Here is a 13,183-nt window from a genome sequence, read left to right as displayed (position 1 = left end):
GCTTCATAGCTGCTCACTCCTCATCGTCGCCTGACTTCTCTGGCATGAAAAAAAACGTCCCGCTACCGAAGTAACGAGACGCCAACCAGAAGGTACTACTAGAGAGGTATAAAATTTACAACGAGTTACTCATCAAGACGTCCCAGGAATTGCTTGCAGCGCTCACTTGCACCGGCGCCAAAAAACTTCTCGGGTGACGTGTCCTCCAGGACGTGCCCGCCTTCCATGAAGACGATTCGGTCTGCGACGTCTCTTGCAAACTTTGTTTCGTGTGTAACGACCAGCATGGTCATTCCATCCTGAGCCAGGCTGCGCATGACGCCCAGGACATCATCGCGCAACTCGGGATCAAGCGCCGAAGTTGGTTCGTCGAACAGAATCACCTCGGGTTCCATCGCCAGCGCACGAGCGATTGCCACACGTTGCTTCTGGCCTCCCGACAGCTTGGCGGGATAGGCGTCCGCCTTTTCCAGCAGACCGACCTTGCCCAATAGCGTCATGCCCCGCTCGCGCGCTACGACCTTTGAAATACCTTTGACCGAGATGAGACCTTCAATGACGTTTTCCAGAGCCGTCATGTGAGGAAATAGATTGAACGACTGGAAAACCATGGCTGTTTTCAGCCGAATCTGCTGAGTCTTCCTGCGCAGCTCGGATGCTTTCATCGATGCGGGCTCGGCCAGTTCAACGCCACAGATCTCGATACTTCCATGGTCCGGCATCTCCAGCAGGTTCAGGGAGCGAATGAAGGTAGTCTTCCCCGAACCCGATGGGCCCATGATGACAACCACCTCGCCTTTGGACACCTCCAGACTGACTTTCTTGAGGACCTGATTCTGGCCAAAAGCCTTGGCAAGGCCGCTCACCCGTACGGTACATTGCGACAAATTGTTCATTGGTAACGCCTCGACAGTTTTGCTTCCAGCCAGGTCTGCAGAATGGTCAGGATTTGGTTGATAAGCCAGTAGATAAAACCGACGATGAGGAACATCTCCATGTAGCGGAAGGTGGTGGCGCCAATCTGGTCGGCAACGCGTGTCAGCTCGACGACGGTGACCGTCGATGCCAGGGATGTGTCCTTCATCAAGGCGATGAGGCGACTTCCTACCGGAGGAATGGCGATGCGAAGCGCCTGCGGCAAGATGACTCGGCCCAGCGTCTTGGGATAGCTCATGCCCATCGACCATGCGGCCTCCCATTGCCCTTTATCCACGGCCGAGATGCCAGAGCGAAAGTTCTCGCTGAGATACGCTGCGGCGAACAGGGTCAAGGCCAGCATGGCTGCCGGAATAGGCCCCATGGTAATGCCGTAGTTGGGCAGGCCAAAGTAGATAAGCAATATCTGAATCAACAATGGCGTACCGCGAAAAATCGATACGTAAGCAAACGCCAGCCACTTCAACGGCTTGACGTTGGAGATTCGGGCCAATGCAATCAACATGCCCAACATGGAGCCCAGGATAAATGAGCCTAGACCGAGCCCCAAGGTGATCAGCACCGCCGTCTGCAATAACGGTAGCGCCCGCATAAACAGTTCAAACATTTCATCCCCCTCAAGCTGCAGTCAGCCGTTGCTGACCACAGCATCTCATCCAATCAGTTACTTCGACGATAGCGCGTTCCCGTAAGCCGCCAGCGCTTGCTCCAGGTCCATCTGGAGCGCTTCAGCCCCCTCAAGACCGATGGACAGGCGAACGACAGGTTGGTCCGTAGCCGGGTAAGGACGGTTGGCCTGCAGTGCAGCCGGATAGTAGGCCGCCAGGCTGTGCACGCCGCCCCAGCTGGCGCCGATGACGAAGTGCTTCAGCGCATCGAAGAAAGCATGGAATGCACGTTCCGGGCCTGGCTTCAACACCAGGGAAAACAGGCAACCGTTGGTGTTGAAATCCCGCTTCCAGATTGCGTGACCGGGGTCGGATTCCAGCGGTGGATACATGACGCGCTCGACAAGCGGATGTTTTTCCAGGTAACGCGCCACCGCCAGCGTGGACTCGCCCTGCGCATTCACGCGCAACGCCAGGGTTTCCATGCCGCGCAGTACCAGGAAGCAATCTTCAGGACTGACTTGTTGCCCCAGGATGCTCTGGGTTTCACGCAGGACGTCATAGTGCTCATGGTTGTTCATGGTGATGCTGCCCATGAGGACGTCGGAATGGCCGCTGAAGAACTTGGTTGCTGCTTCGATGCTGAAATCCACGCCATGCTGCAACGGCTTGAAGCCAAGCGGGCTGGCCCAGGTGTTGTCGAGCATCGTCAGGACACCATGCTTCTTTGCCACACGGGCAATGGCGGGAATGTCCTGCATTTCCATCGTCACCGTCCCCGGGGACTCCATGCAGATCATTTTAGTGTTCGGCTTGATGAGCGCTTCAATCTCGGCGCCAATCGCCGGTTTATAGAGCTCGACTTCCACGTTCATACGCGCCAGCCACTTTTCCGCGAACGTCTTGAGGGTCCCGTAGCAGGATGCGGAGACCAGCATATGGTCGCCGCCGCGGACAAAGCCCATGACCGTAGTCATCAATGCTGCCGCACCAGAGGGTGCAATAACGCAGTGTTGACCATCCTCGAGTTCGGCGATTCGTCGCTCGAGCAGGCGGGCTGTCGGTGTACCTGTCACACCGTAGCTGAAACCATCGGGCTGGCGTTTCTTGCGTTGTACGAAATCCTCAAGGGAATCGAAGACGACCGTGGAGGCGCGCATCACCGCCGGGGATAAACTACCGAAAGCTTGCTGTTCTTTGTTCGTGCTCATACGAATATTTTGATAATGTTAAAAAGGCGACGGATTCAAGTATCCGTCTGCCCAATGAGCCCATCAACAGCAAGCAGCACTAACTCTATAAGTACAAGTTATATATGGACATGCGCGACATTCAGGTTTTCCGGGCCGTCATGCGGGCCGGAACCACGAGCAAAGCTGCCACCCTGCTGAACGTCTCCCAGCCGGCGATAAGCCAATCTATCCGCAAACTGGAAACCTCTTCTGAGCTGCGTCTGTTCGAGCGGACGAGGGGCAGGCTTGTGCCTACGCAGGAGGCGTTAGCGCTCATTGTGGAAGTCGACCGCTGCTTTGCTGGTTTTGAAATGATCGAGCACCGCATTCGCAGCCTGCGCTCGTTCGGCCTTGGACGCTTGGCAATCGCTTCATTTCCGGCGCTGGGAACAGGCTTTATGCCCCGGGCAATTGCCGCTTTTGGGCTGGAAACCAAGCGCATCCAGATGTCATTCCAGATAATGAGTTCGCGTGAAGTCCACCAACAAGTGAGCTCTGGTCAGCTTGATTTCGGCCTTATGGCTGACGAGCTCTCTGTATCTGGCCTTGAACACTCGCAGTTCATGAGCGTACCGGGTGTCATCGTGATGAACGATCAGCACCCTCTCGCAGACAAGCCGACCATTACGTCCAAGGACCTTGTAGAACACGCCTTTATCGCACTCAATCCGGAGGACGCCAGTCGCCGCCGGCTTGAGCAAACGCTAGTGCTGGAGGGAAAGATTCTGCGGCCCATTCTTGAGACCCCCTATTCAAATTCCGTTTGCGAATTCGCCCTGCGCGGCGTAGGAATGGGAATGGCCCATCCCATTCTTGCGCTGGATTATGTGACCCGAGGGTTAAGACTGAAACGAATGGAACATGAAGTAAATTTCACTGGATTGCTGGTGTTCCGCCCCGGCATTCCCCTCTCGGAAAACGCCAAGGAGCTGCTGCGTGTCATGCGGATTCAAATGGAATCAGACATGAGTTCGCTGCGCCAGATCCTGTACCAAAAAACACGATAGAAATCACCACCATGATGCCGCGCACCATTTTGTGCGTTGCGCCCAAAACAAGGGCACTTATAGCGTAGTCAAACAAGGCATAAAACATCGGTTGCCATGAACTGCATTGCGGGCAAGGCTTTCAGGATTTTTAAGCAGTTTGAAATATGCATCTGATTGGTGCGGCATTGCGGCATATCCTATAAATCACAGCCAATTTCTATAAGCCTCACTTATCAAGTAAGAAAGCCACTCTGATTGTGGCCGGGCTCCCCAGCTTGCAGAATAGATTCACTTTCCAATTATTCTGTGAAACGAGGGAGCCAATGAAATTCAATCACTTTGTCCGCTGTATCTTGGGCGCTGCAGCACTTTGCTGTTTAAGCCATTCTGCCGGAGCACAAATCATTCCGGCAGACATTCTTGCGAATGCTCGCGCCACCGGCGTGATTCGTATCGCCAACACGCAAAGCAGCCCGCCATGGAGCCTGCTGGACGACAACCTGCAACCTGCCGGTTACGACGTTGAAGTAGCGAAGGAAGTCGCCCGACGGATCGGCATTGCCAAGGTTGTCTTTGTGGCAGACAGCTTCAAGAATTTCGTGGACGGTTTGAAAGTGGGCAAGTACGACCTGGTCATGAATGACCTGACCCCCACGGTCGAACGTGAGAAGCAAATCGACTTCTCGGCCCCCTATGGCGTCGAAGAATTCCGTATCTTCGTGCTCAAGTCCAATGCCGATATCAAAGACCGTCCTGACCTCAAGGGCAAAAAGGTCGGTGTCACCACCGGCTCCAGCAATGAAACCTGGTCCCGTGCGAACCTGAAAGATTCAGAGATCCGTACCTACGACAACGGCGGATTCCTGTTCAACGACCTCGGCAATGGCCGTGTCGATGCGGTCATCAGCTCCCACTTCGGCGGCATGAAGTACGCCAACGTCAACAAGCTTCCCATCAAAGAAGTGGGCAAGCCGCTGACCTTCCAGCTGTCCGCAGCCGGCATGGTTAAAGGTCAGCCGGCACTGAAGGCCGCAGTGAGCAAGGCCGTCAACGACATGATTGCTGACGGCACGATTGACCGCCTCACCCGCAAATGGGTCGGCGCTGACTACGACATGATTTCCGACATCAAAGAAGCGCTGAAACAGCAGTAATCCCCCAGTAGCTCACTCCAGGAGTTGTGGCGTCGCCAAGCCAGTGGCAGGGCGACGCACATCCAAAATTCGCCAAATCAACCAGGATACGAACATGAAACGTCGTGAATTCCTCCCCTTTTTCGCAGTTCCGCTCATCGGCATGGTGCCGGGCATCAGCCATGCTGCCCGCACCAGGGACAAGGTCATTGTCGTCGGTAGTGGTGTGATGGGTGCTTCCATCGCCTATCACCTGGCAAAGCGCGGCGCCGATGTCACCCTCATCGAGAAGGAAGCCCCGGCCAGCGGCACCACCAAGAACTCATTTGCGTGGATTAACGCCAACAATAAAACGCCCTACTCCTATTACGCCCTGAACTACGAGGGCATCCTTGGCTGGCGACGGTTACAGGTAGAGATTGGTCCGTCGCTGCAAATCCAGTGGGGTGGCGGCATCTCCTGGTGCGGCTTCGACCAGAAGCAAATCGACAAACTGAACTACACCACTGCGGTTCATCAACCATGGGGTTACCCGATTGAGAACATTTCGAAGGACGACCTTCAACAACTCGTCCCCGGGGTGAATACCGGCGACTTTGGCGCTGGCTGGTATTCCACCATCGACGGCACGCTCGATCCAGTCGCTGCAACACTCGCCATCGTGCAGGCTGCCATCAAGGCCGGCGTGAAGCTGCAGAAGGCCGACGTCCAACATATCGATTTCAAGAATGACCTGGCGGTGGGCGTAACAACCGACAAGGGAGCATTCACCGCCGACCATATCGTCATTGCAGCGGGCAACGACACCACGCGCCTCGGTGCCCAAGCTGGCATCCCGGTCCCACTGCGCACATCGAAAGGCATTCTGGCCCACAGCAAGCCCATGCCGCCGCTGGTCCACCAGGTCCTGATGCCTGCGGGTGCTGATATCAAGCAGAACCCGGATGGTCGTATCGTCACCGGCTCGAACTTCGGCGATACCGGGAGCGCTCATGCCACGCCGGAGCTTGGCGCCAGATTGCTGGAAGTGGTCACCCAGTATTTACCTGAAACGAAGGGAATCGAGCTTGACTACATGACGCTCGGCTACCGCGTGATGCCAAAGGACGAATATCCAATCATGGGTCGCGGTCGCAAGTACCGCAACGTTCACGTCGCAGCGATGCACAGCGGCATGACGTCGGCGCCGGCAATTGGCCAGCTGCTGGCCATCGAGGTGCTGGACGGCGTCGAGACACGCCAGCTGCAAGAATTCCGTCCCCAGCGCTTCTACGTATAACTGCAGAAGTTCTGCGTTACTCGCTCATCCGTTGGGATGGGCGAGACCAGCCCCTCTCGCCGGCTACCGCTGTAGCCCTAAAAATCATGATGAGACTTCAATGACTAAATTTAACGCGGTTCTTCGTTCCACCCTGCTCACCCTGCTCACCTTGACAGCCTCAACGGCTGCGCAAGCCGAAAACAAGACCTTCGATTACTCGAACAATACCAACACCCATGTGACGAAGTTCGTACGGGGCGCGGACACTGCCGAGATTACCAAGTTGACGCTGACGACCTCGAAGGACTCGAAGGTGCTCGTCCAGTTCTCCAGCGCCATCACAGCGGAATCATCCGAGGGATGTCCTTGCTCCGTTCGCGCCATGATTTCCATGGATGGACAGGAACCGCGCATCATCAAACGCATCAATGTCGGCTCACCCGAGGTCGCATCCGCCCTGCACTACCAATGGGACCGTCAAGCACTTGATGGCACCACGGTGTTTGAAGTCGGCCCTGGCACGCATACCTTCACACTGCTCTTCAAGCAAGCAAGCGGCACGAGCAAGCAGCTGGAGGTGAATTATCCGAACGCTCAGGCGTTCATCCTGGGTAACTGAACTGAAAACCAGGACCCGCAATGAATGGCTCGAAATTGCTCCAACAAATCTGACTGGAGCAGTTTCGCAAACCTGGTCCAGCCCAAGGGTTCAGCGCACACGGCGCATCCTGCCTGCCGGTGCAATGACGCTCATGCATGCTTTCCCGGCATTACCAGCGCAGCAGGCGCGGCCCCAGCAGCGAGCCCGCCGCGGCCGGAATGAGGATGCCGAGGAAATACCAGATGCCCCAGAAGGGAACCGCCATTTCCGGGCAATGCAGGCAATACACCATGGTCGCGGTGGCACCGGCCAGCAGCCCGGCCACCGTGCCGGTCAGGCGCAGCCGGGTCGGCGCCATGTTGCGCACGACCCAGAAGATGCCGATGAACAGCGGGATGGACAGCAGCGCGATATTGAGGGGACAACTGCGCCAGCTGATGCCCATGAGCAGCGGCAGGCGCTGGGCCACCGGCGCACTGGCCAGCACCAGCGCACCGCCGACCCACACCGCCAGGGTGGGCAAACCGATGCCGGCCCACCGGGCCCCCACGCGCAGGCCGGGACGCACCAGGCGCCGCAGCACCAGCATGGTCCCCACGGCCAGCGTGATGGGAAAAGCCAGCTTGATCCAGAACAGCGGCACCCCCAGCATCACGGCCAGGTCGGGCCGCAGCCCGTAGATCTTCAGCATCAGCAGCAGCGAACCCAGGCCGCCCAGCGCCAGGGCCAGGGCCATCTGCCTGCGCGGCAGGCGACGTTCCACCGGCGCCACGCCGCTGGCCATCATGGAAATAAGGTCTTCAGTCTTCATGCTTGCAATTTCTCCCGGATCTTCAGGGCCAGGGCCTTGAGGCCACGATGGATGCCCACTTTCACGGCCGATTCCGACATCCCCGTCAGCTGCGCCGTCTCGGCCACCGACAGACCTTCCAGCTTGACGTGCAGGATCGGCAGGCGCTGCTTGTCGGGCAACTCCTCCAGCAGCGCTCCGACATCGCGCCGGGCCTGCGCCGGTTCATCGTCACAGGTGGCCAGCAGGTCGTGCTCTTCGTCCAGCGGATCGTTGAAGGCTTCGCGGCGCGACCGGGCGCGCAGGAAGTCCATCAGCTTGTAGCGCGCAATGGCGTGCACCCAGGCGGTCAGCGGCTGATCGGGGCGATAGGTATGGCGGGCGTTGTGGATGGCCAGCAGGGTTTCCTGGACCACGTCTTCGACGTCGTCCTGCAGATTAAGCAGGCGCTTGCGCAGGAAGGCACGCAGGCGCCCGCTCAGTTCAGCCAGGAAGTTGCGATAGGCCACGGCATCCCCATCGAGACCGGCCAGCAGCAGCATGCGCAGGCGCTCCTCGGCAGGGTGCGACGGCTTGCCGGGCAGGCCCGCCAGGGCGTCGCTCAGGGCTGGCGCATCAGTGGCCAACAGGAAAGGACTTTCAGTCATGGGCATGGCGCCGGATCACCAACGAAGCAGCCACGGGCCGCACAAGGCGCCGGCCGCCGTCGGCAGCGCCACCCCCAGTACATACCAGACGCCCCAGAACGGCGGCGCCATCTCCACGCAATAAAGTGAATAGACTAGCACGCCCTGCGCGCCCGCCACCAGTCCGGCCACCGCGCCGGCCGCGCGCAGCCGGGTCGGGGCCAGCCCGCGCAGGAACCACAGCATGGTGGCCAGCGTCGGCAAGGACAGCAAGGCCACGTTGGCCGAGCACACTTCCCAGCTGCTGCCCAATAGCAGGTCCAGGCGCTGCGAGGGTGGCGCCAGCGCCAGCCAGCTGCCGCCGGCCAGCCATAGCAGGGCCGGCGGCAGCAGCAGGGCCACAGCCGGTCCGAGGCCGATACGCACGCCGGGCAGCGCCAGGCGGGATGCGGCCAGCTGTCCGGCCAGCAGGGCCGCCAGCGGGAACGACACCTTCATCCAGAACAGCGGCTGCTGCAGCAGCGAGCGCAGGTCACTGCGCACGCCATAGAGAATGGCCAGCAGCAGGGCCGCCCCCATCAGGCCCAGGGCCAGCGCCACCGCCATGCGCGCGGCGGCGTTGCGCACCAGTGTGCGCTGGCCGGGGCCGGCGGGCTCGCCCGTGCCGGCGGCGAGCATGTTGACCAATTCCATCGTTTTCATTCACATCCCCGGTGAGCCCCTGCGGGCGGGCTGCGCATCGGCGCGCTCTCCTGTGTATTCGTTCATGACGCCGCTTCGGTTACAGCCAGCACGAAAAATATTTCCGAAAAAATGTGGCAGGCGCTGTAACCGGCCAGCGTCCCCCGGCGAATTAACGAACAGATCGGCAGCCTCACCGCAGCATCCGAGTTGGCGCCGATCAGTGTCATCTTCCACTTCCATTCCATTTCAAGGAGCACACCATGAACCACCGCCTCGTCGCCACCGCCGCCCTGACCCTCGCTACCCTCGCCTCCGGCGTGGCCATGGCGCAAGACAAGCAACCCATGAACAAGACCGCCGTCGAGAAGTGCTATGGCGTCTCGATGGCCGGCCAGAACGACTGCAAGGCCGGTGAAGGCACCACCTGCGCCGGCACCGCCAAGATGGACTATCAGGGCAACGCCTGGAAGAACGTCCCGGCCGGCACCTGCACCTCCATCAAGACCCCGCGCGGCATGGGCTCGCTCAAGCCGGTCTGATCGCGCGGAGCCTTCGGCCATGACAACGCACACGCTCACTGCCGGACTGGGCCTCAAACCGCAGCATTTCGATGCGGCGCTGGACTGCAGGGCCCCGGGCCTGTGGTTCGAGGTCCATCCGGAGAACTTCCTGATGGACGGCGGCCCGCGCCTGCGCTGGCTGCAGGCGATCCGGGAGCACCATCCGGTGGCCTTGCACGGCGTGTCGATGTCATTGGCCGGGCCTGACGCACCCGATCCGGCGCATCTGCGCCGGCTGGCGCAGCTGGTGTCCCGCATCGAACCGGTACTGGTGTCCGAACACCTGGCCTGGTCGCGTATCGGGGGGCACTACCTGCCCGACCTGTTGCCGGTGCCGCGCAACGCCGACACACTGGCGCGCCTGGCGGCCAATATCCAGCAGACCCAGGATGTCCTCAAGCGGCGCATCGCCCTGGAGAATCCTTCCCACTACCTGCGCATGGACCAGCACAGCTGGAGCGAACCGGAATTCCTGCGGGAACTGGTGCGCCGTACCGGCTGTGGCCTGCTGGTCGATGTCAACAATGTTCACGTCAGCGCCTGCAACCTCGGCATCGATGCGCGCCACTACCTGGACCAATTGCCGGCCGACGACATCCTCGAAATCCACCTGGCCGGCCACAGCGCCGACGCCAGCCTGCCCGGCCTGCTGGTCGATTCGCATGACGCACCGGTCGCCGCGCCCGTCTGGGCACTGTACGAGTATCTGCTGGCGCGTACCGGCGCCCGCCCCACGCTGATCGAACGCGATGGCAATGTGCCCGGTTTCGATGCCCTGCTGGCCGAGCGCGATCAGGCCCATTCCCGGTTGCCCCCGCCGCGCATTGCACACGAGGAGCAGGCCGCATGAACGCCCCCGACCGCGACTATTACGACGCGTTCGCCGAGGCCCTGCTGCACGGCCGCAGCGATGATCCGCAGGTGCTTGCCCTGCTGGCCCAGCCGGCCTTCGCGATCTACCGCAATACCGTCTTCAAGGGCTGCGTCGATGCGCTGCTGGCTAACTATCCTGCGGTCCACCGTCTGGTGGGCAGCGCATGGATGGAATCGGCGGCGCTGGCCTTCGCACGCGGCCACTTGCCGCGCCAGGCCAGCCTGATCGCCTATGGCGAGGGCTTTGCCGATTTCCTCGCCTCGCTCGATGCGGCACAGGACCTGCCGTACCTGCCGGGGGTGGCCGCACTGGACCGCTGCTGGACCGAATCCCACCTGGCGGCCGACCAGCCCCTGCTGGAGGTCTCGGCCCTGCACGTCGCCCTGGCCGCCGGCCAGGACGTGACCCTGGTGCCGCATGCGGCCACGCGCTGGCATCTCGATGCGCAGCACCCGGTCTACACCATCTGGGACGCCAACCGCAGCGAGGCTGGCGATACCGGCCTGGCCCCGCACTGGCAAGGCGAAGCGGCCCTGCTCACCCGTGCCCATGACCACGTGCAATGGCAGTTGCTGGGCGCTGGCGCCTGTCGCTTTCTCGATGCCTGCCGCGACGGCTGCAGTATCGCCCGTGCCGCCGGCCAGGCGCTGGCCATTGAACCCGACCTGGAGATCGGCGCCATGCTGGGCCAGTTGATCCAGGCCGATGCCTTCACTTCGTTTTATTGATGGGAGAACTCCATGAAACAGCCTGCCACCCTGCCCGCGCGCGTGCCGCCGCGCCCCTCCCTGTGGTCGCGCGCCGCCGACCTCGCCACCCGCCTGATCAGCGATAGCCTGCTGAGCCTGGTGGCGCGCGTGGCGATCGCCGCGATCTTCTTCCTCTCCGGCCGTACCAAGGTCAGCGGTTTCCTGGACATCAAGGACAGCACCTACGTCCTGTTCCAGGAGGAATACCGTCTGCCGCTGGTGCCGCCCGATCTGGCCGCCCACCTGGCCACCTATGCCGAACACTTCTTCCCGCTGCTGCTCCTGCTCGGCCTGTTCACCCGTGGCGCCGCGCTGGCCCTGCTGGGGATGACAGCCGTCATCGAGATCTTCGTCTATCCCGATGCCTGGCCGACCCATTTTTCGTGGGCGGGCCTGCTGTTGCTCCTGGTGGCGCGTGGCGGCGGCGCCTGGTCGCTCGACCGGCGCCTGGGTCTGCGTTGAGCCGCCGGGGGTGATCTGCACATGACTAGAAGACAGCGTTGAACCAGTTTGCTATCCTCTACGCTGATCATTTCGTCCGGCCGGCTGTTTAATTATTAACCCGCCTCGAAGACGGAAATCCTGACAGGCCCGGTTCTAGTCGATCAATTCCAATGCCATCGCGAGCCTCTGCCTTGAATCTCTTCCCAGCCGTTTAGAGCGGTAAGTCTCTACTTCAACAATTTCAAGGATATCACCAGGCGCACCACACTTACGGCGAGGGATTTCAACGACAGCAATCTCCCTTGAGCTTACAAGAACCCAATAGATGTCCTCGCCTTGCTCTGGTATGCAGTCAATAAGCATAGGGCGAGAAAGTGACGGGAAATTTTTTATCAGAATCTCTCCCAGACCACATGCATTGGTGCTGTCCATAATTTCGCGAGACTGATCTAACAATTGAGTTTTGAGCTTTTCCTGGAGACTCTTCGTAAATACCGGCATTAAAGCCCTTTCCCTAAGAAGGCTGTAACGAGACTCCCAAATTTATCAGTCATGATTGTTAGCGTCGAAGTAGATTGAAAACCGTTGAATTTATCCGTTCCAATTATCTTTCCAACGTCTACTAACTCACTTTTGCTAATGGAAAACTGGCTGGCGTTAACGTTGGCGTCGAAATGGCGCTTATCAATATGATTCAGCCCTTCGGACTCAAGATTGATACGCGACTGAACGCGTCCAGGAACTACTCCTGCACTACTTCCAGTCCCGGCCTTCTGCCCGAATGATGCGCCGCCCTGGCCCATTTCCGACAAAGTGGCAGCCAGCATCACTGCCGCTTGAGCGGACAACCCAAATCTAGCCTCCAACTCCGCAGCACCACTTTCGATTGTCGCAGTTTTCCAATTAACTGCTGCGAAGAATTCAGGAGCAATACTCGTCAGCGCTGCGCGATTGGTATGCGCTGAAATGTATTTCAACGTATCCATGCATGCACCGTCACCGGCGGCGCAGAAGTTATAGGTATCCGTGGTTTGGGTGATGAAGAAACCGAGGAAACCGTTCTGCTGCGTCGGATAAACAATGTCGCGGGTCAACTCCTTACATGCCGCTACCGTGGTGCACTTGGTAAGCAAAACGTCCTGTGCGTCAGAGAGTGTCCTCATGTCCGCCAGCACATCGCTCTTGTACTTATCGGTAGCACACTGAGCATAGCGAGACTTGAATTCGTTGAACTGTTGATGCTTCAGGAAGTTGTTCGCCGCCGCATTGCCTGCCACGGTCGCGCCGACAAGCGCATCTTGCGCAGCACCTCCAGTCAATCCCCCCAAAGTCGCTCCTACTGCAGACGCCAAGGCAGGTCACATTCACAACGACGTATCCACTTTTTGAACCGTACACCGATGCAGGATCATTTCTTGCCAAGCCGTCGGATGTTTTTGATGGAGACCGATTATCGGTAGTAGTACCTACTGCTCCCTGATTAACAACCTTCTGGACTTCCTGTTGAGTCCAGCCTCGTTCAAAAATTTGAGAGGCAATCTTTCTATCAATGACAATGTTAACAGCATTTTTTTGTGTACCGGCACCATTCTTGCCAACCTTTGTTCCTAGTGAAGCGGCCCCTGCCCCATTTCTGACAAAGTAGCGGCGAGCATCAGTGCCGCCTTCTTCCAAGTGCCCCATCTTCCATTGGCTG

General features: G+C 59.3%; 17 protein-coding genes and 1 pseudogene. 8 read left to right on the top strand and 10 right to left on the bottom strand.

Going from position 1 to position 13,183, the window contains the following annotated elements:
* Positions 1 to 125 precede the first annotated feature (125 nt).
* Genes LBW87_RS05480 through metC form a run of 3 tightly spaced genes read right to left on the bottom strand, consistent with a single transcriptional unit; the run spans position 126 to position 2,755 of the window.
* Complete coding sequence (locus tag LBW87_RS05480; protein ID WP_225200438.1) at positions 126 to 896, bottom strand: amino acid ABC transporter ATP-binding protein; 771 nt, start codon at positions 894 to 896, stop codon at positions 126 to 128.
* Complete coding sequence (locus LBW87_RS05475) at positions 893 to 1,543, bottom strand: amino acid ABC transporter permease (protein ID WP_225200437.1); 651 nt, start codon at positions 1,541 to 1,543, stop codon at positions 893 to 895. Before LBW87_RS05475 ends, LBW87_RS05480 begins: the two co-directional genes overlap by 4 nt.
* A gap of 57 nt (positions 1,544 to 1,600) precedes the next feature.
* The gene (gene metC / locus LBW87_RS05470) at positions 1,601 to 2,755 is read right to left on the bottom strand and encodes a cystathionine beta-lyase (protein WP_225200436.1); all 1,155 of its coding nucleotides are present in this window, start codon (positions 2,753 to 2,755) and stop codon (positions 1,601 to 1,603) included.
* Positions 2,756 to 2,859: 104 nt separating this feature from the next.
* On the opposite strand from metC, the gene LBW87_RS05465 reads away from it, so the two are divergent.
* From LBW87_RS05465 to LBW87_RS05450, 4 genes are all read left to right on the top strand, one after another.
* A complete protein-coding gene (locus LBW87_RS05465) occupies positions 2,860 to 3,783 on the top strand; it encodes a LysR substrate-binding domain-containing protein (RefSeq protein ID WP_225200435.1) in 924 nt (307 codons plus the stop codon).
* A 305-nt stretch (positions 3,784 to 4,088) separates the two neighbouring features.
* Positions 4,089 to 4,919, top strand: coding sequence for a transporter substrate-binding domain-containing protein (locus LBW87_RS05460; RefSeq protein ID WP_225200434.1), 831 nt, complete (start codon positions 4,089 to 4,091; stop codon positions 4,917 to 4,919).
* 94 nt (positions 4,920 to 5,013) lie between these two features.
* A complete protein-coding gene (locus LBW87_RS05455) occupies positions 5,014 to 6,177 on the top strand; it encodes an NAD(P)/FAD-dependent oxidoreductase (protein WP_225200433.1) in 1,164 nt (387 codons plus the stop codon).
* A 100-nt stretch (positions 6,178 to 6,277) separates the two neighbouring features.
* On the top strand, positions 6,278 to 6,778 hold the full coding sequence (locus LBW87_RS05450) for a hypothetical protein (protein ID WP_225200432.1): 501 nt from the start codon (positions 6,278 to 6,280) through the stop codon (positions 6,776 to 6,778).
* A 151-nt stretch (positions 6,779 to 6,929) separates the two neighbouring features.
* Here the strand turns inward: LBW87_RS05450 and LBW87_RS05445 are convergent, their stop codons facing one another.
* The 4 genes from LBW87_RS05445 to LBW87_RS05430 form a co-directional block, all read right to left on the bottom strand.
* A complete protein-coding gene (locus LBW87_RS05445; RefSeq protein ID WP_225200431.1) occupies positions 6,930 to 7,571 on the bottom strand; it encodes an NrsF family protein in 642 nt (213 codons plus the stop codon).
* Positions 7,568 to 8,197, bottom strand: coding sequence for a sigma-70 family RNA polymerase sigma factor (locus tag LBW87_RS05440; protein WP_225200430.1), 630 nt, complete (start codon positions 8,195 to 8,197; stop codon positions 7,568 to 7,570). The genes LBW87_RS05445 and LBW87_RS05440 overlap by 4 nt, the downstream gene beginning before the upstream one ends.
* Before the next feature lie 15 nt (positions 8,198 to 8,212).
* On the bottom strand, positions 8,213 to 8,869 hold the full coding sequence (locus LBW87_RS05435; protein ID WP_225200429.1) for a DUF1109 domain-containing protein: 657 nt from the start codon (positions 8,867 to 8,869) through the stop codon (positions 8,213 to 8,215).
* Between the two features lie 71 nt (positions 8,870 to 8,940).
* Positions 8,941 to 9,087, bottom strand: a complete 147-nt coding sequence (locus LBW87_RS05430) for a hypothetical protein (protein ID WP_225200428.1) — start codon at positions 9,085 to 9,087, stop codon at positions 8,941 to 8,943.
* Between the two features lie 33 nt (positions 9,088 to 9,120).
* On the opposite strand from LBW87_RS05430, the gene LBW87_RS05425 reads away from it, so the two are divergent.
* The 4 genes from LBW87_RS05425 to LBW87_RS05410 are packed head-to-tail and all read left to right on the top strand — an operon-like array spanning position 9,121 to position 11,505.
* The gene (locus LBW87_RS05425; RefSeq protein ID WP_225200427.1) at positions 9,121 to 9,399 is read left to right on the top strand and encodes a DUF2282 domain-containing protein; all 279 of its coding nucleotides are present in this window, start codon (positions 9,121 to 9,123) and stop codon (positions 9,397 to 9,399) included.
* Positions 9,400 to 9,418: 19 nt separating this feature from the next.
* Positions 9,419 to 10,270 (top strand): DUF692 domain-containing protein, encoded by an 852-nt coding sequence (locus LBW87_RS05420; protein ID WP_225200426.1) that lies wholly within the window; start codon positions 9,419 to 9,421, stop codon positions 10,268 to 10,270.
* Positions 10,267 to 11,022 (top strand): DNA-binding domain-containing protein, encoded by a 756-nt coding sequence (locus tag LBW87_RS05415; protein ID WP_225200425.1) that lies wholly within the window; start codon positions 10,267 to 10,269, stop codon positions 11,020 to 11,022. Before LBW87_RS05420 ends, LBW87_RS05415 begins: the two co-directional genes overlap by 4 nt.
* A 12-nt stretch (positions 11,023 to 11,034) precedes the next feature.
* Positions 11,035 to 11,505, top strand: a complete 471-nt coding sequence (locus LBW87_RS05410) for a DoxX family protein (protein ID WP_225200424.1) — start codon at positions 11,035 to 11,037, stop codon at positions 11,503 to 11,505.
* Positions 11,506 to 11,640: 135 nt separating this feature from the next.
* Here LBW87_RS05410 and LBW87_RS05405 read toward each other — a convergent pair whose 3' ends face one another.
* The 3 genes and pseudogenes from LBW87_RS05405 to LBW87_RS05395 form a co-directional block, all read right to left on the bottom strand.
* Positions 11,641 to 11,988, bottom strand: a complete 348-nt coding sequence (locus LBW87_RS05405) for a hypothetical protein (RefSeq protein WP_225200423.1) — start codon at positions 11,986 to 11,988, stop codon at positions 11,641 to 11,643.
* Positions 11,988 to 12,839: a VENN motif pre-toxin domain-containing protein gene (locus tag LBW87_RS05400; protein WP_265112873.1), complete on the bottom strand. Its 852-nt coding sequence runs from the start codon at positions 12,837 to 12,839 to the stop codon at positions 11,988 to 11,990. Before LBW87_RS05400 ends, LBW87_RS05405 begins: the two co-directional genes overlap by 1 nt.
* Positions 12,832 to 13,170 (bottom strand): annotated as a pseudogene (locus LBW87_RS05395) (colicin E5-related ribonuclease); the annotation flags it as partial. The pseudogene LBW87_RS05395 and the gene LBW87_RS05400, both read right to left, overlap by 8 nt.
* Positions 13,171 to 13,183 lie beyond the last annotated feature (13 nt).

It is taken from the genome of Herbaspirillum sp. alder98 (assembly GCF_020179755.1).
GTDB lineage: Bacteria > Pseudomonadota > Gammaproteobacteria > Burkholderiales > Burkholderiaceae_D > Herbaspirillum.
Note: the sequence above shows the minus strand (reverse complement) of the source record. Positions and strands in the feature narration are given on the sequence as shown.